Source organism: uncultured Sphingomonas sp., assembly GCF_964237155.1.
Lineage (GTDB): Bacteria > Pseudomonadota > Alphaproteobacteria > Sphingomonadales > Sphingomonadaceae > Sphingomonas.
In genome coordinates, this window is sequence record NZ_CAXSHH010000032.1 from 1 (window position 1) to 23,661 (window position 23,661).

At 67.7% G+C, this 23,661-nt stretch carries 21 protein-coding genes and 1 tRNA gene; 7 read left to right on the plus strand and 15 right to left on the minus strand.

Going from position 1 to position 23,661, the window contains the following annotated elements; all coding sequences use genetic code 11:
- Window positions 1-133: 133 nt before the first annotated feature.
- Window positions 134-916, minus strand: a complete 783-nt coding sequence (locus tag ACFE71_RS08815; RefSeq protein ID WP_375428428.1) for a hypothetical protein — start codon at window positions 914-916, stop codon at window positions 134-136.
- Window positions 917-977: 61 nt separating this feature from the next.
- Between ACFE71_RS08815 and ACFE71_RS08820 the strand changes: the two genes are divergently transcribed.
- From ACFE71_RS08820 to ACFE71_RS08830, 3 genes are all read left to right on the plus strand, one after another.
- Complete coding sequence (locus ACFE71_RS08820; RefSeq protein WP_375428429.1) at window positions 978-1,739, plus strand: hypothetical protein; 762 nt, start codon at window positions 978-980, stop codon at window positions 1,737-1,739.
- A 180-nt stretch (window positions 1,740-1,919) separates the two neighbouring features.
- Window positions 1,920-3,110: a DNA cytosine methyltransferase gene (locus tag ACFE71_RS08825; RefSeq protein WP_375428430.1), complete on the plus strand. Its 1,191-nt coding sequence runs from the start codon at window positions 1,920-1,922 to the stop codon at window positions 3,108-3,110.
- A gap of 2 nt (window positions 3,111-3,112) precedes the next feature.
- Entirely contained in the window at window positions 3,113-3,562 is a 450-nt protein-coding gene (locus ACFE71_RS08830) for a very short patch repair endonuclease (protein ID WP_375428454.1), read from the plus strand.
- On the opposite strand, the gene drmB is transcribed toward ACFE71_RS08830, so the two are convergent.
- The 4 genes from drmB to ACFE71_RS08850 are packed head-to-tail and all read right to left on the minus strand — an operon-like array spanning window position 3,511 to window position 13,856.
- The gene (drmB, locus tag ACFE71_RS08835; protein ID WP_375428431.1) at window positions 3,511-5,448 is read right to left on the minus strand and encodes a DrmB family protein; all 1,938 of its coding nucleotides are present in this window, start codon (window positions 5,446-5,448) and stop codon (window positions 3,511-3,513) included. The two genes, ACFE71_RS08830 and drmB, sit on opposite strands and share 52 nt — an antisense overlap.
- A gap of 1 nt (window position 5,449) precedes the next feature.
- A complete protein-coding gene (locus tag ACFE71_RS08840; protein WP_375428432.1) occupies window positions 5,450-8,833 on the minus strand; it encodes a helicase-related protein in 3,384 nt (1,127 codons plus the stop codon).
- Window positions 8,830-10,572: an NERD domain-containing protein gene (locus tag ACFE71_RS08845; protein WP_375428433.1), complete on the minus strand. Its 1,743-nt coding sequence runs from the start codon at window positions 10,570-10,572 to the stop codon at window positions 8,830-8,832. Before ACFE71_RS08845 ends, ACFE71_RS08840 begins: the two co-directional genes overlap by 4 nt.
- Window positions 10,569-13,856 carry a hypothetical protein gene (locus ACFE71_RS08850; protein WP_375428434.1) on the minus strand — a complete coding sequence of 1,096 codons (3,288 nt, stop codon included), beginning with the start codon at window positions 13,854-13,856 and terminating at the stop codon, window positions 10,569-10,571. The genes ACFE71_RS08845 and ACFE71_RS08850 overlap by 4 nt, the downstream gene beginning before the upstream one ends.
- 221 nt (window positions 13,857-14,077) lie before the next feature.
- Here ACFE71_RS08850 and ACFE71_RS08855 point away from each other — a divergent pair, with 221 nt between their 5' ends.
- Window positions 14,078-14,974 (plus strand): HNH endonuclease, encoded by an 897-nt coding sequence (locus ACFE71_RS08855; protein ID WP_375428455.1) that lies wholly within the window; start codon window positions 14,078-14,080, stop codon window positions 14,972-14,974.
- A 572-nt stretch (window positions 14,975-15,546) separates the two neighbouring features.
- Here the strand turns inward: ACFE71_RS08855 and ACFE71_RS08860 are convergent.
- Together ACFE71_RS08860 and folK are read right to left on the minus strand one after the other, a co-directional pair.
- Window positions 15,547-15,622, minus strand: a tRNA-Lys gene (locus ACFE71_RS08860).
- A gap of 20 nt (window positions 15,623-15,642) precedes the next feature.
- Window positions 15,643-16,119, minus strand: coding sequence for a 2-amino-4-hydroxy-6-hydroxymethyldihydropteridine diphosphokinase (gene folK / locus ACFE71_RS08865; protein ID WP_375428435.1), 477 nt, complete (start codon window positions 16,117-16,119; stop codon window positions 15,643-15,645).
- A 22-nt stretch (window positions 16,120-16,141) separates the two neighbouring features.
- Here folK and ACFE71_RS08870 point away from each other — a divergent pair, with 22 nt between their 5' ends.
- Together ACFE71_RS08870 and ACFE71_RS08875 are read left to right on the plus strand one after the other, a co-directional pair.
- Window positions 16,142-16,804 (plus strand): uracil-DNA glycosylase, encoded by a 663-nt coding sequence (locus ACFE71_RS08870; protein WP_375428436.1) that lies wholly within the window; start codon window positions 16,142-16,144, stop codon window positions 16,802-16,804.
- A gap of 22 nt (window positions 16,805-16,826) precedes the next feature.
- Window positions 16,827-17,249 (plus strand): GFA family protein, encoded by a 423-nt coding sequence (locus tag ACFE71_RS08875; protein ID WP_375428437.1) that lies wholly within the window; start codon window positions 16,827-16,829, stop codon window positions 17,247-17,249.
- A gap of 21 nt (window positions 17,250-17,270) precedes the next feature.
- On the opposite strand, the gene aguB is transcribed toward ACFE71_RS08875, so the two are convergent.
- From aguB to rpsD, 4 genes are all read right to left on the minus strand, one after another.
- The gene (aguB, locus tag ACFE71_RS08880; protein WP_375428438.1) at window positions 17,271-18,137 is read right to left on the minus strand and encodes an N-carbamoylputrescine amidase; all 867 of its coding nucleotides are present in this window, start codon (window positions 18,135-18,137) and stop codon (window positions 17,271-17,273) included.
- On the minus strand, window positions 18,134-19,102 hold the full coding sequence (locus ACFE71_RS08885) for an agmatine deiminase family protein (protein WP_375428439.1): 969 nt from the start codon (window positions 19,100-19,102) through the stop codon (window positions 18,134-18,136). The genes aguB and ACFE71_RS08885 overlap by 4 nt, the downstream gene beginning before the upstream one ends.
- A gap of 50 nt (window positions 19,103-19,152) precedes the next feature.
- On the minus strand, window positions 19,153-19,446 hold the full coding sequence (locus ACFE71_RS08890; RefSeq protein ID WP_375428440.1) for a hypothetical protein: 294 nt from the start codon (window positions 19,444-19,446) through the stop codon (window positions 19,153-19,155).
- Between the two features lie 291 nt (window positions 19,447-19,737).
- Window positions 19,738-20,352 carry a 30S ribosomal protein S4 gene (gene rpsD / locus ACFE71_RS08895; RefSeq protein ID WP_375428441.1) on the minus strand — a complete coding sequence of 205 codons (615 nt, stop codon included), beginning with the start codon at window positions 20,350-20,352 and terminating at the stop codon, window positions 19,738-19,740.
- Between the two features lie 200 nt (window positions 20,353-20,552).
- Between rpsD and ACFE71_RS08900 the strand changes: the two genes are divergently transcribed.
- Window positions 20,553-20,861 (plus strand): chorismate mutase, encoded by a 309-nt coding sequence (locus ACFE71_RS08900; protein ID WP_375428442.1) that lies wholly within the window; start codon window positions 20,553-20,555, stop codon window positions 20,859-20,861.
- A gap of 23 nt (window positions 20,862-20,884) precedes the next feature.
- On the opposite strand, the gene ACFE71_RS08905 is transcribed toward ACFE71_RS08900, so the two are convergent.
- The 4 genes from ACFE71_RS08905 to glyA are packed head-to-tail and all read right to left on the minus strand — an operon-like array spanning window position 20,885 to window position 23,579.
- Window positions 20,885-21,625, minus strand: coding sequence for an RNA methyltransferase (locus ACFE71_RS08905; RefSeq protein WP_375428443.1), 741 nt, complete (start codon window positions 21,623-21,625; stop codon window positions 20,885-20,887).
- Window positions 21,622-22,098 (minus strand): transcriptional regulator NrdR, encoded by a 477-nt coding sequence (gene nrdR, locus ACFE71_RS08910; protein WP_375428444.1) that lies wholly within the window; start codon window positions 22,096-22,098, stop codon window positions 21,622-21,624. Before nrdR ends, ACFE71_RS08905 begins: the two co-directional genes overlap by 4 nt.
- Window positions 22,099-22,263, minus strand: coding sequence for a hypothetical protein (locus ACFE71_RS08915; protein WP_375428445.1), 165 nt, complete (start codon window positions 22,261-22,263; stop codon window positions 22,099-22,101).
- 11 nt (window positions 22,264-22,274) lie between these two features.
- On the minus strand, window positions 22,275-23,579 hold the full coding sequence (gene glyA, locus ACFE71_RS08920) for a serine hydroxymethyltransferase (RefSeq protein WP_375428446.1): 1,305 nt from the start codon (window positions 23,577-23,579) through the stop codon (window positions 22,275-22,277).
- Window positions 23,580-23,661 lie beyond the last annotated feature (82 nt).

The window sequence follows — 23,661 nt, forward strand, 5'->3', positions numbered from 1 at the left end:
ATCAGCTCTCATCCTGATCGCCGCTCGCTTCTCATCCAGATCGTCGCGCTACAATGATGGTCACGTGTGGCGCGTGCCAGCACCCCTGGGATGCTCTCGTCGGGCTGCAGATCGACCTCGAACCGAAGACGCCTCACCTGCCCGCGCTCCGCCGCGCGTATGGGGTCGAGAATGGGTCGCAACTGATCCACCCGTTCTGGACGGCATAGGTGCGGGTCGCGTTGCTGAGGTCGTACGGCTCGACGGAGTTGGCACCGCGCCAGATAGCCTCCGGCAGCGCCTCCTCGACTAGGCGCGCCACGCGACCAACGTGCCCGCCAGAGACGATAAGCAAGGCGTCGAGCGTGTCGTCGTTCCTGAAGCCCGAAGGGGCGGAGGTGGCGCCGCAGTGGACCAGCGCCTTGTCGAGAGCGTCGCAGAACCTCGCGAACAGCTTCAGGTCCAAATCGCTGCTATCTGGATCGAGGGGTTCGAGCCTCAGGGGTGTGCCCAGGCGGGCCGAGAGCTTGGGGTTCTTGCGAAAGAACACTTCCGCCTTCTCGTCGCCGACGAGGATTAGGGGCACGAACCGGTCCTCCTCGCCTCCGGCAGAAAACCGTGTGGTGAACCAGTCCGCTGGATGACGGTCGAACGCCTCCCAGACGAACAGCCCGAACATCATCGCCGCCTGCTCGAAGCTCCCTCTCGCCCCAACGTCGTAGATCGGCTGCCAGGGCGTTCCGCGCCAGTCGCTCCCCGGCATCCAGGCAGACGTCTCGATGCGGCTTCCTTCGATGCGCTCGTCCAGCGCCGTCCTCACCGCGGCAACGTCGGCTTCGCTCATCCGCGACAATGCCCGCTTGAAGGTGACGCCCCGCTCGCCACGATCAAGAACGCCGCTGACGTGGCGGCCGCTGTCCAAATCCCTGATCGTCATACATTCCCTCCGTCGTCACAACGAGCTTCCGCCGTGACCGAGCCGTCCTTATCTGTACGCGATGCTGCGGTTCTCCGAAATCAACGTGACGGATCGCTGCTGCCTGTGCGGTTCCGCCGACGATCTGACCGGCGAACACAAGATCAAGGCCACCACGCTTCGTTCCCTGTTCGGCAACGAAACCATGATGATCGGCCACTTCAACGGCACGTCGCGGCCCAGGCTGGCCCAGAGTGCGACGTCCAAGGCCGTCCACTTCCGTGTCAGGCTCTGCGGACCATGTAATTCCACACGCACCCAGGCCGCGGACGTGGAGTTCGCTCGTTTCGACGATCTCGCCCGTCGCCTCCAGTGCGAAGGTGCGGATCCCGCGAGCGCCTTCGACGATCCCCGCTACGCGGTCGGCTCGGCCGCCTACCTCAACGTCTTCCGCTATCTCGCGAAGTTACTCGCCTGCCACATCGCCGAGGTTGGCGGACCGCGACTCCGCGCCCTCACCGACTTCGCATTGAGTCGATCGGACATGAACGTGGTTCGCCTCTCGATAAATGCCGATCCGGACTTCCAGCGATGGTTCGAGGCGACGGGGGATCCGCAGTTCGCTGGTCATGGCGGGCTCGGCATCGACTTTTCGAGGAGCACGCGGCGGCCCAAAGCGATCTACACCAGCCTAAGTCACGGTCCTCTGCGCTATCGGTTCTCGGTCGCCTTCGGCTTCGGTGTCGCCCTTGCGCTGCGCCTACTGCATCCGGAATTCTACCAGCGATCGCTTGCGTCATTCGAAGCGGCTCTGGGGGTTGAACGCGGGTCAAACCTCACCTGACCTCAGTCGGATATCATCGCGTGTACTACGCGCATGACACAGCCGACGTGGCCAAGCACGCTTGCGTCAACTGGGACGGCCGTTAACCTACGGCGGACGTCCGGAAAGCGGATCGAAAGGTGAGCGCAACTAAGCATGCCACAGGGGTTGGACGATTGATTCGGGTCGTGATCGTCATCGATGGCACGGTCTGACGTGCGCCGCTTTGCGGCCGAATGCCGCCCGGACGTTGTCGGTGTTGATCTATTCGCCGGGGCTGGTGGCTTTTCACTCGCGGCTTTGGAGGCCGGCATAGCCGTCGTCGCCGCGGTTGAGCATGATGGTGCGGCCTGCGAGACCTACCGCGACAACCTAATCGCGTCGGACCGGACGCGAACCAGGCTGTACCAGACCGATATCGAGGAGCTCGAACCCGCGCGGGTCCGCCGCGACTGCGGTCTGGACCGGTCGGGTTGCGACATCCTGATCGGGGGACCGCCTTGCCAAGGCTTCTCTACGCACCGCATCAAGGGCGCCGGGGTGGGCGATCCGCGCAACAAGCTCCTCCTCCGGTACTTCGACTTCGTTCGCGAATTGCGGCCGTTGTTCTTCCTCGTCGAGAACGTGCCTGGCCTGCTGTGGCCGCGCCATCGGTCGTTCCTCGACGACTTCTACAAGCTCGCTGAGCAGGCGGAATACGAGCTGCTCCCCCCCGTCGTGCTGAACGCCCTGGATTACGGCGTGCCGCAGAACCGCCGGCGAGTCTTCCTTCTCGGCCGGGACAAGCGGCGCTGCGTGTCGATGCCCGCCTGGCCTCCGACGCGGACGCATTCCGACGATGACGGGGATGGGCTGGCGGGCTGGCTCGTCGCCTCGGCCGCGTTCACCGACCCGCCCTCCGACGGCGACATGAACGACGTGCACATGAACCACGGGGCCGAGCTCACCGAGACGTTCCGGAGGACGCCGCCGAACGGAGGCTCGCGTTCGCAATCGGGCCGCACCTTGGCCTGCCACCAGGAACACCGCGGGCACTCCGACGTATACGGTAGGATCGATCCCGCGAAGCCGGCGCCGACGATGACGACGGCCTGCATCAATCCGTCGAAGGGTCGGTTCGTTCATCCGACGCTTCATCATGGCATCACGCTGCGTCAGGCCGCGCGCCTGCAGACCTTTCCCGACTGGTTCATGTTCCGGGGCGGACTGATGGCGGGAGGCGTCCAGGTCGGCAACGCCGTGCCCGTCGCCATGGGGGCCGCCCTGCTTCGGCCGCTGCGCGAGGCAGCGGCCGGGATCAAGGCGGTCGAGGCCAGGCTCCGGGCCGAACGCGAGGCCCGCGCCGAGCGACGCCGCCCGGTCCAGCGACCGCTGCGCTTACGTCGACGTTGAAGGTGGACCGGCTGAGCGCGGACGTCCGCCGGGCCCTGATGGCCAGGATCCGTTCCAAGAACACGGCTCCCGAAATGACGGTGCGGAGCACCGCCCACCAGTTGGGCTACCGTTTCCGCCTGCATCGGCGCGATCTGCCGGGCACGCCCGATCTCGTCTTCCCGCGGCTTGGGCTCGCGCTCTTCGTGCACGGCTGCTTCTGGCACCGGCACGAGGGCTGCAGGCGGGCCTCCACGCCGAGGACCCGGCGCGAGTTCTGGGCGGCCAAGTTCGAGCGGAACCTGCGCCGCGACCTGGAGGCGCGGGAGGGTCTGCACGCGATAGGCTGGCGTACGGCGGTCGTCTGGGAGTGCGAGTGCCGCGACGGCGAGAGGCTCGCGGCGCTGCTTGCGGGCATCCTTCAGGGCCCATCGCGCGGAACGTCCCACGTTCCGATCGCCTCCTTGAAGTAGCCGAGCGTCGGGTCGGCGGGCGTACCAATGGCCAGCGCCCTGTCCAGCAGGAGGTTGCCTTCCTCGCAGGAGGTCTCGGGCAGCAATGCGCAGGCGTGGCAGGCGGCTCGGTTGAGGCCGTACGTGCCCTGCCCCTCGCTCTCGATGCACAGCGGATCCGACGAGCAGATGCCCGCGTTCGCCATCGCCGCAGCCACGGTCGCGTCGAGGCGGCCGGGCTCGCCCTGCCGGACGAGCCCGCCGAGCGTGCCTTCGGCATCCCCGCTCGCAGTGTAGAGCAGCAGCCCCGCCATGGGCGTGTCGGGCGCGTCGGAGACGTACAGCCGTTCGCGGATGCTCGACGTGTCGTAGCCGCATTCGAACGCCATCTGCCGGATGAGGAGGTGCGCGAAGGTATGGATCAGCACCTCGGTTGGCGTGATCGTCCTCCTGGGCCTGCCCCGATCCGCGGAGACCCTGTCAAGCTGCGCCTGCATGGTCCGGAGCCGTTCGGCCGGCTGGGCCGCGAGGTTCCAGCTCTCGAGGGCCGTCGCGGAAAAGCGCAGGAAGACGCCCTCCCCCCGCACGGAGAAGCCCGGCAGCCAGCGCTTGCGGGCCAGCGCCAGTTCGGCGACCTTGCCCTGCGCGGCCTCGCTCGGCACGATGCGGGTGAACCCGGTTAGTACTCTGGTCTCGCGCAATCGGCGCACGAGGACGACCGCGTCGAACAGCCGGGCGAACCAGTCCGCATACTCGCCGGCCGCGACCGCCCTCGTATCGAAGTCGGTGCGTTCCTGCGCGGGCGGACGCGGACCGACGTAGGCCTGATACTCGTCGAACCGGTAGCGCGCCTCGCCTACGGGTCCCGCGGCTGCATCGTCCGCGGGCGCGTCGATCGCCCGTAGGCGGTCGGCGACGGTCTTGACGAAGGCATCCTCGTCGAGGCCGAGATTGCGGGCCTTCTGCCTGAGGAACGGTTCATGCGGCGCGCCGTCGACCTTAGGCACCGACTCGATCTCGCTCCAGACGTCCGGCCGGTCCAGTACCTGCTGCACCCGCGCCGAGTAGGGCGGGATCAGGATGGAGCTGGTCAGCTTGGCGAAGTAGGCGTTGGACGCGCCGCGTTGAATGGTCTGCGGCAGGACGTTGGCCGTGCAGGGCTGCTTGCCGTCGGGTCCCAGCCACGGCCGCTCGCCCGGGCATTGGCCAGCGTAGATTGCGCTTAGCGCGTCGCGCTGGAAGGCGCCCGCCATCGACCGGTTCGCGCCGCAGGTCACGCACTTTACCATCACGCCCGCGAGACCTGCGGCCGTCGTCGAGTAGAGGTACAGCTCCGAGCCGGTTTCGGAGCAGGTGGTGCTTCCCGCGGAATGGGCCCAGTCGAACCATGGGAAGTCCATGATGTGGCCGGCTTCGCAGGCGACGACGAAGCGGACCGGCGACAGCCGTGGCCGACGCTTCGGAGGGAGCTTGGAGCAGGGATCGGCCTTGCCCTCGACGCGCCGTCCTGGATTGTCACAGCGCAGCGCTTCGGAACGCGACTGCGTGTTCCATGGCATCTCCTTCATGATGCGGCAGCGGGGACAGAAGTACCAGTTGGGGAAGCGCACGAACGGCATCGGCGCTCTGTCAAAGCGCGGTGGGTGGCCCACGCCGAACTCGGGTGCTTCGGTCGGCGAGAGGAAGAAGTCGATCGGTCGTCCTAGATCGGCCGTGAGGCGGCGGGCGAGACGCCCGTCGAGCACCTGCGTCGCCTTCAGGATCTCCGTCCGGGCGGCGGGGTCGACCTGTTCGAAGGGCCAGGCGTCGAGCCCGGCGGTCATCAGCGACTCGTTGGCGAAGTCGATGATTGCGCCGACGCCGAACGGCACCACGCCCTGGGACGATCTAAAGTCGGGTCTCTCCACGTCAGGCCTCGGCGTCTACGACTGGATACTTGTTCAGGACCAGCGCGGTCGATGTCCCGTCAACGTTCCGCATCGATGTGAGCACCGGCCAGGCGTCGCGTTGGAAGGCTTCGTCCGGCGTCGATCCATATGGATACATGAGGGTGGACTCCGCTGGCGTGCCGCCCATCTTGCCGTATGTCGGCGGCGAGTAGCGCTTCCAGTCCGCGACCCAGGCCTCGATCTCCTCGCGGGCCTCGTCCACCTCGCCGTCGTCGACCAGCTTTGCTCGATCGAGGATTGCCTCGACCTGGTCCTCGACGTCGGCCTGCATCTTCTTGATCATGTCGGGCGCGTCGACGTCGCCGAGCAGGCGCGCCATGCCGACGAGGACGCCGCGAATTCCGCGCTCGCGCGCCTGCGGCGAGAACGGAGTGACGCTGGTAGGCTCGACATGGCGGTAGAGGCTCTGGTGATAGGCAACAAACCGTTCGTAGTGCGATCGATCGCGGCTCTTTGTCTGGGTGTAGACCGTGACCACCAGGCCAGGGAACGACCGCCCCACGCGGCTGCTCGCCTGGATGTATTCTGACGTGCCTTTCGGCTGCCCGCTCATGACGATGGCGCCGAGCCTGGGCACGTCCACGCCGACGGCGATCATGTTGGTCGCCAGGAGGACGTCGACCGGCGGCCGGCCCACGGGCTTTAGACGCCAGGGGATCTCCAGCTGCTGGAGGATTTCGGGGATTTCCTCGGCGCCGCGACGGCTGGTCAGCTCGATGATCTCGCGAATGTAGCGGCGGTTGCCCGGCGCGATGCGCTGGCGGTGGCAATACCCCTTCAGGAACTCCGGGATGTCGCCGACACACAGGGTGGCCGCGTGGCCGAGCTCCCGCAGCGAGTTGAAGTACCACACCAGCGTTCCGTAGGGATCGGAGATGGCGCGTTCGCGATCCTGATCTTCGAGCAGGGGATAGCAGACGCCCTGAAGGAGCGGCGAGCAGGCGCGGACGAGCGCCGTCTGATGCGATTTGACGGCGTTGCCCATGAAGCCGACGTAGCGCCGTCCCGGGGCGTCGACTTTCTCCAGCGCGAAATAGGACTCGCCCGCGCGGATCGCCTGCGGCGGAAACTCGAAGGCGTCGCGGGCGTAGAGGTCGGAGCACTGCTGGCGGGCGCGGCGGATGGTCGCCGTCGACGCGACGATCTTGTGGACGTGGCCGTCCCTCGAGCACAGACGGTCGATCGCGGTCTCGTAGAGTCCGACGATCGTTCCCAGCGGGCCGGAGATGAGATGGAGCTCGTCCTGAATGACGAGCGCAGGCGGAGCCCCTACGCCGATGCCGAAGAGGCGGCCGACGCGCTTGTCCCAGGCGATCTGGGCGAACTTGTCGACCGTCCCGATCAATACCGTCGGCGGTTCGGCGTAGAGGTCCTCGTCGATGACGAGGACCGGGAGGCCATCCTTCTTCCCGTAGCGGCAGGTTTCGTCGGGGCAGACGAGGGCGACGGTACGCGGGCCGCCGTCGCGCGGCCTGGCCTCCTGGTAGCCGAGCTTGCCGCGATCGGTGAAGTCCACGCCGCACCAGGGACACTGCAGCACTTGGAACGGGTTCGAGGCGAACCTGTCCTTCTGCATCGCGCGCAGCCGCGCCCGCGCGTCGTCGCGGGCGTTGGGCGACAGGCTCCGTCCGACCCAGAGTCCTATCGATATCCGGTCCTTGCCGAGATCGCATCCGAGGTCGCCATCGGTGCGCAAGGCCTCGATGGCCAGCACCAGCGCCGAGGCCCGCTGGAACTGCTGCGCAGTCAGCAGACGCAACGTGTAGCGCATCAGGACGGTGGTGCCCGTCGCGCCGCCGCGGAGGCGTCCGAGGATGATCGTGAACGCGCTGAGACCGAGGTAGGCCTCGGTCTTGCCGCCGCCGGTCGGGAACCAGATGAGATCGACCAGGCTCCTCTCCGGGTCGTTCTCGTCGGCGGCCGACGCCAGGTTCATCAGGATGAAACCGAGCTGGAAGGGGCGCCAGCGGTTGCCGTGGCCGTCGCCTGCCGCCTGAGGTTGCGGGGTTCCGCGATCGCGTCGGGGCAGCCGTGAACGATGCTGCTGCACGAACATCGCCTTGTTCATCAGGCGAAAGGCCGTCATGGCCTTCTCGTCGGAGGCGAGGAGCGCGATGCCGGTTCGCATCCGCGCCAGGCAGCTGCGACAGTTTTCCAGGTTGCTCTCGGCCGCCTTCTTCATCGACCCCGCCAGGCGCTGTGCGGTTCCGTCCTGGACGGCGATCCATGACTCATAGTCGTCAGCCAGGGTCCGGAGGACGATCAGGATGGCGCCCTCCGGCGCGCTCGTTCCGTCGCCGTTGAAGAGGTAGCCCATCGCGAGATTAAGCGGGGTGGCGCCCCGGAACGATGCTTCGCGTGGCACGATCGGCTTCAGATCGTAGCTGGGCACGGCGGCGGTCCGGACCAAATCCGTCGCACCGGCCTCCGACAGCCGCTCCGCCCTGTTCCAGTCGCTGGCGGTGCCGTGGCCGAGCGCGAAGGCGCGCCGGTGGCGGTAGAGGAGGTCGAGGCTTGCCACCTCGGGATCGGAGCTCGCTTCGGCGACGCTGCGGTCGATCGGGAGGAACACCGCCGAACCCAAGGTCTCCGTGACGCCCAGCCCCGCCTGGTAGAACACATCGCCGCTGGAGGGCGCCTTCACCCCGTCGGATCTGAGCTCGTTCACGAGCATGGCCGACACGACGATTATCCCGTCGGCACGGCGTCGGACCGTGAGCCGGAGCGACAGCCGCTTGTCGTCGTCCAGCGGAATCGCCGCAAGGCTGCCCAGGTCGGTTCCGACCTCCCGCTCGACCGTCCGCTCGAAGTGCCTGCGCTTCCAGGCCGTCACTTCGCGATGGGCCGGGAAGGGCTTGCCGTTCAGGCCGGTCTCGCCCGCGCGCGGATGGACTTCGGTCGTTCTTCCCTGGTCGTAGAGGCCGAAGGTTGCGGTGAAGCGCAACGTGGCGGGCGCCGCGAGGCAGAAGGAGAGACCGGCGGCTGAAGGGCTGAACTCGTTGGCCAGGTTGAGCGGCTCGCGCTCCGGAACGGCGTCGCCCGCCTCGCTGCGGCCCTCGCCGCCCGCGCCGCCGTTCAGGTCAATGACCTCCCGCGGCGCGTCGAGCTCGACCCCGTCCACCGCCTCCTCCGCGCGCGAATCTTCCAGCGTCTCCTGGACGACGCGTTGCGGGAACAGGATGCCGGTGGCGTAGAGTTGCAGCGGCGAGACGGTTAACGTCTCGGTCCGTTCGGCCTCCTCGTCGGTCGGAAGGGGTCCGAACAGCTGCCGCACCAGCCTGTCCACGAGCGCGTCGCGAAACGTCTCGTGGCTTGCGAAGGGATCGGTCGCGACGTCGCTCACATCCTGCTCCTCGTCTCCATGAAGCCGCCACCTACCAGCGCGAACAGCTTCGACCGCGCCCTGGTCATCCCGACATACAGGACGGCACGGCTCCACGCGTCGTTCGGACCCTCGTCGAGATCGGTAAGCACCACCACGTCGCTCTCGAGCCCCTTGAATCCCGAGACGGTCCCGTAGGTGATCGCGCCGTCGCCGCGGCCGAGCGCACGGTCGGCGACAGGCACCGTCACCTTGCCAACGTCCAGCGGGTGGCGGGCAATGCACGATTCCTCGTTTCGGACGGCTGACAGGATCGAGATGCGGCCCGGCTCCACGCCCTCCCGCAGCAGATCGAGCACGAGCGCGCGCAGCTTCTTCGCCTGATCCCGCATGTCGGCGTACGGCCGGTAGTCTACCGGCGAGACGACGCTCCGCCGGCATGCGGGGACGTCTGCCCCGGTCAGGAGGCAGGCCTCCGCGACAACGGCCTTGGGATTGCGGAAGTTCTCATCAAGTTTGCAGACGGTCGCCCCGAAGGAAATCAGCCGGGCGAGCACCTCGCGATCAACGCGGTCGTAGATCGACGACTGCAACCCGGAGTCGTGGAATATAAGCCACCGGCCGTTCGCGAACCCGCCGGCCAGGAGCAGACTGAGACAGTCCATCGTGGCGGCGTCGAGGACGTCCTGCGCCTCGTCTAGGATCAAGACGTCGTACTGAGGAAGCGCCCCGTCCTCCAGAAGTGCCTCGCAGGCGGACTCGAAGAGACGCGGCAGCTCCTCGTCGAAGAATGCGCGGGCGGGACGACGTTCGCGTCGGGCGCCGTCCATCGCCTGGCCGAAGCCGCCCTTGCGCGTCAGCCCGGTGATTATCCCGTGCACGGTCGACACCTGGATGCGGTCGCCACCATCGGCGGCGTCCGCCCGCAGGAAGCGCTGCAGGTTATTGTTAAAGCACAGCAGCAGCACCGACGTGCCCGTTGCCGCCAGGCGGCGGGCGGCCTCCATCGCGATGAGCGTCTTGCCAGTGCCGGCCGCACCGTCGCAGACGATCCGAGGATTGTGCCGGTTGAGCGCGAAGTCGAGCACGCGGTATTGCTCGGCGCTGAGCTCGACCAGCTCGCGCTCAGACTCAATGAGCAGGCCGCGCAGCGTCGGGACGATCTCGAAGTCCCCTCGGAGCATCCGCACGATCTCGGCGACTCTTGCCGCCGTGAGAGGTGCGCGGGGGCGCCTACCGATCTCCTCGGACCTAATCCTAAAGTAGCGAGCCAGCCGCTCGATGTACACGACGAACGGCTTGTCCTTGTCGCGCTGGTCGTAGACTAGGTCGGCGTCCCATTCCGGGTCCTTTCTGTCGAAGATGATGTCGGGGAAGGCGACGCCCCAGCCGACGACTGTCTCGTTGCGTAGGCTTCTGCCGAGCCGATCCTTCAAATAGGCGAGCAGCGCCCACTTGGCGCCCTGGGCCTGCTTGAACGGTCCCTCGTTCGACGTGTAGCTGCGGCCCGGTCGGCCGATGTGCCACACGCCTTGACGGCGCTCTACGTCACCACCCTTGACCTCGAGGCAAAAGACGCCCGGCGGCCCGACGACGACGAAGTCGGCTTCGGCGTATTCTTTTCTTTGGTGCCGGGCGATGCCGAGCGAATGCATGCAATAGAATCCGCTCGATTCCGCCGAATCGCGGATAGCCTTAAACAGCGCGGCTTCGCTTCCGGTCGTTGATGCGGAAACAGAAGTGGGCAGCATGATGGTCATGTAACCGACGCCAGGCCGTCGGGCAGCATGCTTAACCTGGCGGCGCGGCCCACCAATTCAGAGGGCACGTCCCGAATGCCGAGGCAGCGGTCGACGCGGTGCAAGGCGTAGGACAGTTGACCCGAAGCGGTCTGCAGAATCAGGCGTTCGGCGCCGAGGTCAAGCTCGCCGCTGAATATTTCCTGCAGGAGCAGCTCTGCGGCCTTGCCGCGGGCGACGTAAATCCGGTCGGCGGCTGCGCTGACTTCGGCCGCTCGGACCTCCAGCTCTTGATCGCCGGTGAGCCGACCGATCAGCGGGATGACCCGGCGGTGGTTGCGCGGTGCTATGCTGCGAGAATCCGTGGCCCAGGCGCGCACCGTCGCGGCGTCCCGCGGCTCCCCTGCAGCGCGAAGACGTTGCGCGAAGGCGTGTTGGCTCTCGCCAGTACGGCCGAAATGATCGCGGAGCGCCGTCTTCCAGCTGCCGGCGAGCGTTCGCGTGGCAGCGGCTTCCTTCATTACCGCGTCGGCCCTGGCGTCGAGCAGGTCTCGGTCGCTCGTCTCGGGCAATGCTAGCAGCATGCCGGCCTCCAATTGGGCGACCGAGAGCATGAGCTGGCGCTCCGCCGTTCCGTTGGCGTTCGAACGGGGGCGGTTCGGCGCGTCGAGCACGATGACCTGCCCCAGGGGCGGCAGCAGCGCGAAGCTTCCAGGTTCCTCTAGAAGGACCAGCTGCGCCTTGACCAGCGGGTTGTCCGACCTGCCGAAGGTGGTCGCCAGCATCCGGTCGAGGGCTCGCGCCTCCACCCTCTCGATCTCGACGTCCTCAGGCGCAATCTCCTCACTCGGCGACGCGATCGCCTTCTCCAGCCGTCGTGCCGTCTCGTGCCGCCACCTTGCGGGAACGACGCCGAACGCCTCGACCCGGTCGTTCAGGTAGTCGACGGTGGCGTCCTCGAGCCTGCGCTCCCAGCGACGCAGCGCATCGTTTGTGCGCTCGAACCATGTCTGCTCGAACGGCAGCAGCACCAGCTCGGTCCGACCGCCATAGCCGTTGGCCGACAACTCGCGCATTCGGAGGCGGTCCAGCCATCCCGGCACGACCACGGTGTCGTAGGGTGCAGTCTGTCGGAGTTCGTCGACGGCAAGCCAGCGCGCGCGGCCGAAACTCGCGTCGTCCGCGGTCTCAGACCGGCAACGCTGCGCTATGGCCTCCGAGCGGCAGACGATCGCGATCGTCGCGTTGAGAGGGGCGGACCGGACGATGCGCGAGATCGCGTCGCGGCGTCCGGCTGCCGCCGGTCCCCCGGTCGGCAAACCCGCCATGAACTCTCGGAGCCGTGCCGCGCCGTCGTCGTACGGAGCCAGCGCCGCGGCTTGGAAGGCGATCAATTTGGCTGCGCGGCGCATGTCGTCGTCGCCAGCGGGGCTCCCAAGCGGCTGTCCGCTGGCCTTGCGGAGGAAGGCGGAGACGGCGGCGTCCAGGAGGCTAGTGACGGAGTCGACCCGCCCGTCTCGCTCCGCGAGATACGCCGCCAGTCGCTCGAGCAGTTCGTCGCGCTGGACGTGCGTCCTCTGCACCGCCGCCCAGTGATTGCCCTGGCGCCGCAGGAAGCGGGCGAGGGCGTCGTCGTTCCGCCTCGCCCGGACTCGTAGCGGCGGCACCTCTACGTCCTGATCCTCGAGGTACCAGAGAGCGCGAAGGCCTTGGCTCGTCAATTCCTGCGTCGCCTCGCGTTCGGCCAGTTCGGCGAGCACACAGATGTTAACGCGATCAAGCTTTGCCGCGGTGGAGAGCGCCGCGTGAAGCGCCTGACCGAGACGGGCGCCGTCGACGATGATGCGCCAGGCGTCGACGTGGTCGGGCGGGTCCGAAACCAGCTCGCATGCCGCGGACGCATCAGCGCATGCATACACGAGCGGGCAGTCCGAGGCGCTTCCGGGCAGATCGTGGTGACGGCCCTGCGCGTCGATCCACCGCACGCCGAGCAGGGCGGCGGCGGGCGTGCCCAAGGGCCGGACGTACGGCAGGTACTCGTCGAGCCGGTGCCGCGGCCCGACGAGCAGGACGGCCTCGTGCCGACGCGGCCGCCGCCGCCCGTTGCCGGCGATGTTGGTCAGCGGATCGATGTTGCGGTCCTTGAGCCAGGTCGCGATCTCCTGGCCTGACGAGAGCCGGCGGTATTTCTTGTGGGAAAGCGAGATGAGCGGGAGCACCTCCTCGCCCATTGTGATTGTGCCCCGATCGCGCACTCCCAGCCTGAAACGCGGCTTTCCGCCGACGTCCATCCGGCCGTTGAAGGTGGCATGAAAGGTGGCCGTCCCGTCGCTCACGGTCACGGGCGAGTTGGCCGGCCACAGCGCCATCTCCTCGTCGAACTTCAAGGACTGGATCCGGGTGCATTCCAGGCCGGCCGCGACGGCGCACAAGGTGGGGAACGCGCCCGTCTCGCGGAGGATGAGCGTCCCTGACCCTGGTCCGAAGATCGTGAAGAGGGCCGCGCAGGCTACATATTGCCCATATCGGTCCAGCGAGGCACCGCATGATCCCAGGCCCGTCGTGCCGATGAAGGGCCATCTCACGAGCATGGCTTCGAGCAGCGGCAGGAATCGAGTTTGGCTTTCCACCGCCGCATACGCCCATTCGACGACGTAGATGTCGTCCACCAGGCCAATTACCCCCTGGCGATCGCCAACGACGTCGTTTTCATCCGCTAAGTAGCGCAACGCGGCACGTGCGGCGGCGGTCTCCCGGCCGGGGCGGCTGGCGGCCCTGAAGAGCGCTTCGACCTTGGTGTCGAAGCTAGTCAGGTCGCCGACCCCGCCGAAGCGGCGGAGAAGCTCCAGCTGCCCTTCCACCTCGCCTCGCAGGGCGTCGACGTCGAAGGCCGCGGTGTCGTCGTGTCCATGGAGATATCCGTCGATCTCCTCGAGCTCGGCCGCGCTGAGGCAGCCACGAAGTCCGGCCGGGCCGACGTGGCTCGCGAGCGTGCGCACGGTCGCGTCCAGCACCCAGTTGAGATCTTGGATGTCGCTTTCGTCGATCGCTGCCCCTGCGACCGTTTCGGACAGCAGCTGGAGTGCCGCCGCCGCCTTAGCCGCTTCAGGCGATCCTTCGGGCGCAGCAATGCGATAGCGTGACGCGACCCAAAGCCAACGGGGCGTCTGCTCGCGCGGGAAGTCATCCCGCGACTGCGCCAGCCGCAGGACCTCCGAGAGCGACCCTATGTCGTCCGGAGCTTTGCCGGTCTCAACCGGGAACGATTTTTCAAGCTTCGCAAGGCGCGAGCTCAACTCCGCCACCCTCGAGACTTTCGGATACCAGTATCCCAATCGGTCGTCGCTCCACTTCCGCGACTGAGCCTATCCGGGAAGTCGCCGAAAACAACAGCTTTCGTCGTGCCGGTTGGCGGGCGGAGGCCTGCTCGTGGGACGGAGCGGATGTTGCCAACGCCATGACACGAGATCTAGGCTGCGTATGGGCCCATCAAGGCCAGGTGAAGGATGATCGATCGTTGAAGGCGGTGTTCGACGCGAAGCCGGGTTCGGGGTATGACGACGAAGCGGCCGAGCGCTATCACTTCCCGAACCGATACGGGGCGGTCGCGAGCTCCACGGTCGGGGACTGGGTTGTGTTCAGGCGTCCCCGCGCAGACGGCGGCAATCTCGCCTACTTTGCGGTCGCCCGCGTTGTGCGGATCGATCGGGACCCGCTGCGCCCCAACCACTCCTACGCCCGCCTGGCGGATTACCTCAAGTTCGACGAGCCGGTGCCTTGGACGAGCGAAGGCCGTTATGCCGAGGGCACGCTCCGCGGCATGCCCCGGCCCCAAGTTGGCGTCTTCCTGCGTGGACGCTCCATGCGCCCGCTCGACGCTGCCGATTTCGGCGCGATCGTCGGGAAGGGTCTGAGCGACACGGCGGACCCCGCGAATGCCGTCAGGTACGGGTTCGACCCTCTCGACGCCGACATGGCGGTTCTCCGGCAGGAAGATCCGACCGACGACGCGCGACGGGTCGAGACTGCGCTCGTCAGCCGCATCGTTAGGGACGCCAGCTTCCGCAGGGTCGTCTGCTTGGCCTATGGCGACCGTTGCGCCGTCACCCGCCTGAGGATCGTGAACGGAGGCGGTAGGGCCGAAGTGCAGGCGGCGCACGTCTGGCCGGTGGCCGAGGGCGGGCCGGATCTCGTAACCAACGGTCTTGCGCTTTCGGCCACCGTGCATTGGCTCTTCGACCGTCACCTGATTTCGCTGACCGACGACTATCGTCTGCTCGTGGCCCACAACCGGGTGCCTGTCGAGCTCCGCGCCCTGTTCGCGGATCGGGACGAACGCATTCACCTGCCTGAGAATCGTCGTGATTGGCCGAATCTCGCTTACGTCTCCCGGCACCGAGACATCTTCGCCGGTTATGCCTGATCCCGGCCTGTCACGGGGATACTTACGAACTGCCGTTCAGGGACCTGCTGAAAGGCTGGCCGCCCGGTTAGGCGCTTCCTGGTCTCGCGCCGCCGGGCAGCCAGCTCAGTCGATACATATGCCGCCGCCGAGCTTCAGAGGCGGTCGGGGATGGTCGAGAAGTAACCTTGAGCAAAAGGTTCGGGCGTGCCGATCGCAATCCCTAAGACATCTTGTCCCGCTACATGAACGAAGGTCCGCCCACGCCGCTTTACGCTCCGGAACGGACGGGCAGCTATCCACCAAAGCTGCTCGGGCACCTCCTCGCGGACGGGTGCCCGATCATCTGGCCCTGAGCCGAGTTTCAAACTTCGCTAGGTTTATCGCTTCACGCCGCCTTCCCCCAACAACGTGCCGCTGAAGGTCAGGGCAGTTCCGTTCGACTCGTTCGGGCGGTTCGCTCCGCCGGAACGAATCAGTTCCGATGCCCCGCACACTTAGTGAGATTGAGCGCGCTGCCTCAAGCCAGTAGGAGTGTAGATGCAAGGTTGGCCGAATGCCAATGCAAGGTTGTGCTAACGGCGGGATGCGTCTGGTGGGTTCGCCGGGATTCGAACCCGGGACCGGTCGATTAAAAGTCGAATGCTCTACCAACTGAGCTACGAACCCTCGCCAGACGTGTCCGCGAACTAGGGGCGGCCCGCTCGCCGGTCAACCAGCGCCAGCAGCTGGCGCGCGGTCCGCCCCCCGACCGGATCGCGCCAGCCGGGCGCGACCGCGACAAGCGGGCGGAGCACAAAATCGCGTTCTCGATAAGCCGGATGCGGCACGACCAGCCCCGGCCCCGCCCACACGCCGCCCGACCACAGCACCAGGTCGATGTCGATCGCCCGTGCTCCCCAGCGCCGCCCCCGCCGTCGCCCGAATGCGCGCTCGATCGCCTTGACGCGCCGGAGCAGCGCGGGCGGATCCTCGTCGCTGCCGACCAGCGCGACCGCGTTGGAGTAGGCGCGCGACGACGGTCCCATCGCCGCCGTACGCATCACGGGCGAGATCGCCCGCACCCCGCCGATCGCCGCGAGCGCGGCGTCGATCGTCCGCGCCGGGCTCCCGAACCGGCTCCGCCTGTTCGATCCCAGCGCCAGCGCGTAGGTTGCCGTTCCCATCGGCCCGCCCTAGCGGAGCTCCGTGCCCGCCGCATCCTCCCCGCTTCCCGCCACCGAACCGCCGCGCGACTGTCCGCTCTGCCCGCGCCTCGTCGCCTTTCGCGAGGAATGCCGGCTCGAGCATCCCGGCTGGTGGAACGCCCCCGTCCCCGCCTTCGGCGACCCGGGCGCATGGTTGGCGGTGGTCGGCCTCGCGCCCGGCAAGCACGGTGCCAACCGCACCGGCCGCGCCTTCACCGGCGATTACGCGGGCGAGCTCCTCTACGCGACGCTCGCCAAGTTCGGCCTGGCCGAGGGCGTGTACGACCGCCGCGCCGACGACGGCTTCGCGCTGCGCGGCGCGATCATCGTCAACGGCGTCCGGTGCCTGCCCCCCGCCAACAAGCCCACCCCCGCCGAGATCCGCACCTGCCGTCCCTTCCTCGACGCGCCGATCGCGGCGCTCCCCTCGGTCCGCGTCTTCGTCGCGCTCGGCCAGATCGCCCACGACACCGCCGCCCGCGTGCTCGGCCTCAAGCCGAGCCGAGCCAAGTTCGGCCATCTGGCGGAACACCCGCTCCCCGACGGCCGCATGCTCCTCGATAGCTATCACTGCTCGCGCTACAACCAGAACACCGGCGCGCTCACGACGCCGATGTTCGAAGCGGTGTTCGCCCGCGCGCTGGCGTTGCGCGACGGCGGGTAAGGCCCTTGAGAGAGGTGCTCGAATGAATACGGTAGGCGAGCCCGACGCTCCACCTTCATACGAGGGCGCGTGCCTCTGCGGAGCCACGCACTTTGAGGTAGCCGGGTCGTTGTCTGCGGTGGTGCTATGCCACTGCACTCAATGCCGTCGTGGCAATGGCGGGGCCTTCAATGTATCCGTGGTCGTGAATACCGCTCAAGTGATTTTCCGGAGTCTCGCGACCTTGAAGGAATATGAGAGTTCGCCGGGAAAGGTTCGCGCGTTCTGCGGCGTGTGCGGATCGCCGATCTACAGCAGACGCTCCGAAACCCCAAACACGATGCGGCTGCGTGGCGGACTGATCGTCGATCTACCGGCGCCACTGGGTCTGCGGCATATCCACCGCGATAGTCGCTGGCCCTGGATTGACACCATCGAGTCCGCACCGATGACGCCGGAAGGCTGATCGGCTGGTCCGAACAGGCGGCTAGCGGTCCTCCACCAGCCGCCTGTACAGATCCGGGCGCCGATCGCGGAAGAAGCCGAACGCCGCGCGGTGGCGCTTGACCACGGCTAGGTCGATCGTCGCGGTGATCACCCCTTCCTCGTCGCGCCCGAGCTCCGCCAGTATGTCGCCCCGCTCGTCGCAGATGAAGCTGGTGCCGTAGAAGGTCTGGCCCGCCTCTTCTCCATTGGGCTCCACCCCCACGCGGTTGGCGGCGACGATCGGCACCACGTTCGACACCGCGTGCCCCACCATCGCGCGGCGCCACAGCCGGGCGGTGTCGAGCGAGGTGTCGTGCGGCTCCGACCCGATCGCGGTGGGGTAGAACAGCAGATCCGCCCCCATCAGCATCATCGCGCGCGCGGTTTCCGGGTACCATTGGTCCCAGCACACGCCGACGCCGATCGTCGTGCGGTCCGGCCCGTCCCACACCTTGAACCCGGTGTTACCGGGGCGAAAATAGAACTTCTCCTCATACCCCGGCCCGTCGGGGATGTGGCTCTTGCGGTACACGCCCTGCACCGCGCCGTCGGGGCCGATCATCGCCAGCGAGTTGTAATGATGCGGCCCGTCCGCCTCGAAGAAGCTCGTCGGGATGGCGACGCGCAGCTCGGCGGCCAGTTCGCGCATCGCTAGCACCGCGCGGTGCTCGCCCACCGGCTTGGCGTTCGCGAACAGCCCCTCGTCTTCGACCCGGCAGAAATACTCGCCCTCGAACAGTTCGGGCGGCAGGATCACGCTCGCCCCCCGCCCCGCCGCCTCGCGCACCAGCCGCGAGACGTTGGCGATGTTACGCTCGATATCGTCGGAGAAGGCCAGCTGGAGCGCCGCCACGGTGATCTCGGTCATGCCCGCCTCGGGATTTGCTGGCTGATGCAGTGAAAGCTTCCGCCCCCCGTCAGGATGTGGTCCGCGCGCAGGCCCACCGCGCGTCGTCCCGGGAACAGCGCCCCGATCGCCACCACCGCCGCCTCGTCGTTCGCCGCGCCATAGGTCGGCACCACCACCGCCGCGTTACCGATGTAGAAGTTCATATAGCTCGCCGGCACGATCTCCTCGTCGCGCAGCACCCGGCCGGGCGAGGGCACCGTCACCACCTCCAGCCCCGCCGCGCGCGCATCGCGGAGCGCGTGGACGTACACCTGCCAGTTCGGGTCGTTCTCGCCCGGCTCCGGGATCGCCACCCGCCCCTCGCCGACGAAGCGCGCGAGGTTGTCGACATGCCCGTCGGTATGGTCATTCAACAGCCCCTCCTCCAGCCACACGACACGCGTGAAGCCGAGCTCCTCGCGCAGCAGCCGCTCGACCTCCGCCTCGTCGAGATGAGGGTTGCGGTTGGGATTGAGCACGCATTGCCGCGTGGTGATGACCGTCCCGGTCCCGTCCCCATCGACCGCACCGCCCTCCAGCACCCAGTTGTTCTCCGACAACGCCAGCCCCGCCCGCGCTGCGAGCCGCGCGGCCAGGTCGCCGTCGCCTTCCAGCTCGTACTTCCCGCCCCAGCCGTTGAACCAGAACGCGTGCCCCGTACCGTCCGCCACGATCGGCCCCGTATCGCGCAGCCAGATATCCCCGAACGGCTCGAGCACGATCTCGGCGAACGGGCACATCGCCTCGGCCGCCACGCCGGCCTCCGCATCGGCCGCGACCAGCAGCACCCGCTCGCCCAAGCCGTCCGCATGCACCGCCCGCGCGAAAGCCGCCACCTCGGCGCGCGCGGGTTCCAGATCATCGGCCCACAGCTCGGGATGGCTGGGAAAGCCGATCCATACCGCGTCGTGCGGAGCCCATTCGGCCGGGGGAGGCGTCGTCATGCCCGGCCTCCTGACGCGGGCGGGCGCGCCTGTCCAGCGCCCGGCCTAATCTAGCGTCCGCCCGGGCCGGCCATCTTGGAATTGGGCGCGGAGCTGACATCGTCGGCGTTCACACCCGATCTGGTCGCGCCTGTCGCCTGCTCGACCTCGTGCTTTCCGAACATGATCGCCCCCGCCCCGAACAAGGGTAGGATCGTGACGATCGCCCAGATCATCGCCGGCCCCCTCGCGGACAGCTTGCCGCGCTTGTGCAGCACCCACCCGATCACCGTGAGCAGGAGCGTGGCGCCGATGCACAGGAAGAGGTTGATGAGGATGGGGTTGATGGTGGCGTTGGTGCCCATGGCCGCTCCGATTGCGCGTGGCGCGCGAGATACTCATGCGGTCAAACAGTGGTGCGCGCTCTTCTGTTCCCATCCTGCCGCCGCGCCGCCGCGCAATCGGAGCGGCCCGGCCGGCGGGGCCGCAGCCCCGGTCGACGACGCGGCTTTGCCGCGGCGCTGCTCCGAGCGCGACTTCCTTCTGCGCTCAACGACAAAAGGCGGCCCCTCGCGGAACCGCCCTCCTCACTGGCAGCGTCGCGGCAAAGCCGCGCCGTCGGCCGAGCCGACCTTGGTCGTTATTCTACAGCCGCTTTAGCGGCTGTAGAATTCCACGACCAAGTTCGGCTCCATCTTCACCGGATAAGGCACCTCGTCCAACGACGGCACCCGCACGAATGTCACCTTCGCGGTCCCGTCCGGCGCGACGTAATCAGGGATTTCCCGCTCGGCGAGCGACTGCGCCTCCAGCACCAGCGCCATCTCCGACGCCTTCGCGCCCAGCGTGATCTCCTCGCCGACGAACACGCGACGCGACGCGACGTTGCACTTCACCCCGTTCACCCGGACATGGCCGTGCGAAACAAGCTGGCGCGCGGCCCACACGGTTGGCGCGAATTTCGCGCGGTAGACGATCATGTCCAGCCGCTGTTCGAGCAAGCCGATCAGGTTCTGGCCGGTGTCGCCCTTCATCCGGGCGGCCTCGTGATAGCAGGCGCGGAACTGCTTCTCGGTCACGTCGCCATAATAGCCGCGCAGCTTCTGCTTGGCGCGCAACTGGATGCCGAAATCGGAGACCTTGCCCTTGCGACGCTGGCCGTGCTGCCCGGGACCGTATTCGCGCTTGTTGACCGGGGACTTGGGGCGACCCCAGATGTTCTCGCCCATTCGCCGGTCGAGCTTGTACTTGGCGCTGGCGCGCTTCGACATGGTATTTCCTTTGCAACTGCTGACAACGAGCCCGCTCCGGAGGGGACGGGCATATCCCGGTCATCGCCTGTCACACCGTCATACGGGAACAGGGCCACCGCTTCACCGGGATGCGGGGCCATTGCGAGCGCGCGCATTAGCCGCGCGGGTCGGTCGGGTCAAGCTGGACAGCCGGGTCACGCGCCAATAGCGCCTCGCCCATGACGACCGTTCCTCCCCTGGACTGCACGACGATGGCCGAGGTCCGCGCGGGCGTCGACGCGGTCGACCGCGAGCTGGTCGCGCTACTCGCCCGCCGCTTCGCCTACATGGACGCCGCCGCGCGCATCAAGTCCGCGCGCGAGGACGTCCGCGACGAGCGTCGCAAGGCGGAAGTGATCGCCAACGCCCGCGCGCTGGCCGAGGCGGCGGGCTTGCCCGGCGACGCGATCGCGAGCGTGTGGGATGGACTGATCGAGGCCTCGATCGCCTACGAACTCGCCGCCTTCGACGCCGTCCGGACCGGATAGCCGCAAGCGGTTATCCGGAGGCGCTAGCCCTTTGGCCCCTTGGCCCCGCCCAGCGCCGAGAGCATCCCGCGCACCGTGCGCACCTCCTGGCTGGACCAGCCCGGCTTGGTCAGCAGCGTCCGAATCGTCCGCCTGACCGTCGGCGTTCGCTCGGGCGGGAAGAAATAATGCCGCTCGACCAGCAACGCGTCGAGCTGCGCGATCATCCCCTCCAGTTCCTCCTGGAGCGCGGGCGGGGGGATGTCGACCTCCGGCGGCCGCGCCAGCGCCTCGCCCTTCGACCATTCATACGCCACCACCATCACCGCCTGGGCGAGGTTGAGCGACCCGAACTCGGGATTGATCGGCACGGTGACGATCGCGCGGGCGAGAGCCACGTCGTCGGTGTCGAGTCCGGACCGCTCCGGCCCGAACAGGATCGCCGACCGCTCCGCCACGCCCCGCACCGCCGCCGCCATCTCCTCGGGCGTCACCACGGGCTTGGTCACTCCGCGCTTGCGTACGGTCGTCGCATAGATGTGCGCGCAATCCGCCGTCGCTTCCGCGACGCTCTGGAACACGCGCACCTCGGCCAGCACCACATCCGCCCCACTTGCTGCGGGCCCCGCGCCCGGATTGGGCCATCCATCGCGCGGGCTCACGAGCCTGAGCTCGCGCAACCCGAAATTGAGCATCGCCCGCGCCGCCTTGCCGATATTCTCGCCCAATTGCGGGCGGACCAGGACGATGACAGGTTGCGGACCGACCAAGGAACCCTTGTTCATCCGCGCCCGACCTCCTCGACCGTTCCCGCGAACGCCTCGAAATCGCGCGCCTCGCTGAAATCGCGATAGACGCTCGCGAACCGGATATAGGCGACCGAGTCGAGCCCTTTCAGCCCTTCCATCACCATCTCGCCGATCCGCTGGGAGGTGACCTCGCCCTCGCCCAGCGTCTCCAGCCGCCGCTGGATGCTCGACACCAGCTTTTCCAGCCGGACCGGATCGATCGGTCGCTTGCGCGCGGCGATCGAGACCGATCGCAACAGCTTGTCGCGCTCGAACGGCTCGCGCCGCCCCCCTTCGCCCGGGCCGCCGCTCTTCAGCACCGTCAACTCGCGCAACTGGATGCGCTCGAACGTCGTGAACCGCGCGGCGCAACCCTCGCATTGCCGCCGCCGCCGGATCGCCGCCCCATCCTCGGTGGGGCGGCTGTCCTTCACCTGGCTGTCCTCATGCGCGCAGAATGGACAGCGCATTCAGACCTTGTTGCGCTTGGAATAGGCGTATGCGGCTCCCGCGATCCCGCCGAGCACCGGACCGATCACCGGGATGGGAATCGCCACCACCACGCCGAGCGCTCCCCATTTGGCCATGCTCTTGCCCAGGCCGGGCCTGCTCTTGATCTCGTCCTGAATGCCCATGTCGCCTGCTCCTAATAGATGGGGAAACGAGCGCACAACGCTTGAACGCGCGTCCGGATGCCGGTCTCCACCGCCGGGTCGCCGCCCTCGCCCTTGGCGCGCAGCCCGTCGAGCACGTCGGCGACCATATGGCCGATCTCTCGGAACTCGGCCGGGCCGAAACCGCGCGTCGTGCCCGCCGGGCTGCCCACCCGGATGCCGCTCGTCTTGACGGGCGGCTGCGGGTCGTTCGGGATACCGTTCTTGTTGCAGGTGATGCCGCTACGTTCCAGCGCCTCGTCCGCGTCGCGGCCCGTGATGCCGAGCGGGCGCAGGTCGACCAGCGCCAGGTGCGTGTCGGTGCCGCCCGCGATCAGGTCCGCCCCGCGCTCCTTGAGCGTCGCGGCCAACACCTTGGCGTTCTCGACCACGGCGGCGATGTAGCTGGTGAACGATGGCTCCAGCGCCTCGCCGAACGCCACCGCCTTGGCCGCGACGACATGCATCAGCGGTCCGCCCTGGAGCCCGGGGAACACCGCCGAGTTGAACTTCTTCGCCAGCGCCTCGTCGTCGGTCATGATCATCCCGCCGCGAGGGCCCCGCAGCGTCTTGTGCGTCGTCGTCGTGACCACATGCGCATGGCCGAAAGGCGACGGGTGCAACCCCGCCGCGACGATCCCGGCGAAATGCGCCATGTCGACCATGAAATACGCGCCGACCTGGTCCGCGATCGCCCGGAACCGCGCGAAGTCGATCCGGCGCGGATAGGCGGAGCCGCCCGCGATGATCAGCTTCGGCCGACGCTCCAGCGCCAACGCCTCGACCTGGTCGTAATCGATCAGGTGCGTCACCGCATCGACCCCGTACTGGACCGCGTCGAACCACTTGCCCGACATGGCGGGCTTGGCCCCGTGCGTCAGGTGCCCGCCCGCATCCAGGCTCATTCCCAGGATCGTATCGCCCGGCTTCACCAGCGCCAGCATCACCGCCCCGTTCGCCTGCGCGCCCGAATGCGGCTGGACGTTCGCGAAACCGCAACCGAACAGCTGTTTGGCGCGCTCGATCGCCAGCGTCTCGACGGTGTCCGACGGCCCGCAGCCCTGATAATACCGCTTGCCCGGATAGCCCTCGGCGTACTTGTTCGTGAACACCGACCCCTGAGCCTCCAGCACCGCGCGCGACACGATGTTCTCCGACGCGATCAGCTCGATCTGCGTACGCTGGCGGCGCATCTCCGCGTCGACCCCGCCGAACACGGCCGGGTCACTCGTCGCGAGATCGCGGGAAAAGAAGCCGTCGGGCTGGACGTCGTGAAGGGTGGCGGGCTGGGTGCTCATCGGCTCGTCTCCTGGCGCTCGGGCGGGCGGGGTATCACCCGCTATCTAGCCCCGATCACCCTGATCCGCTACCACCGGCGTA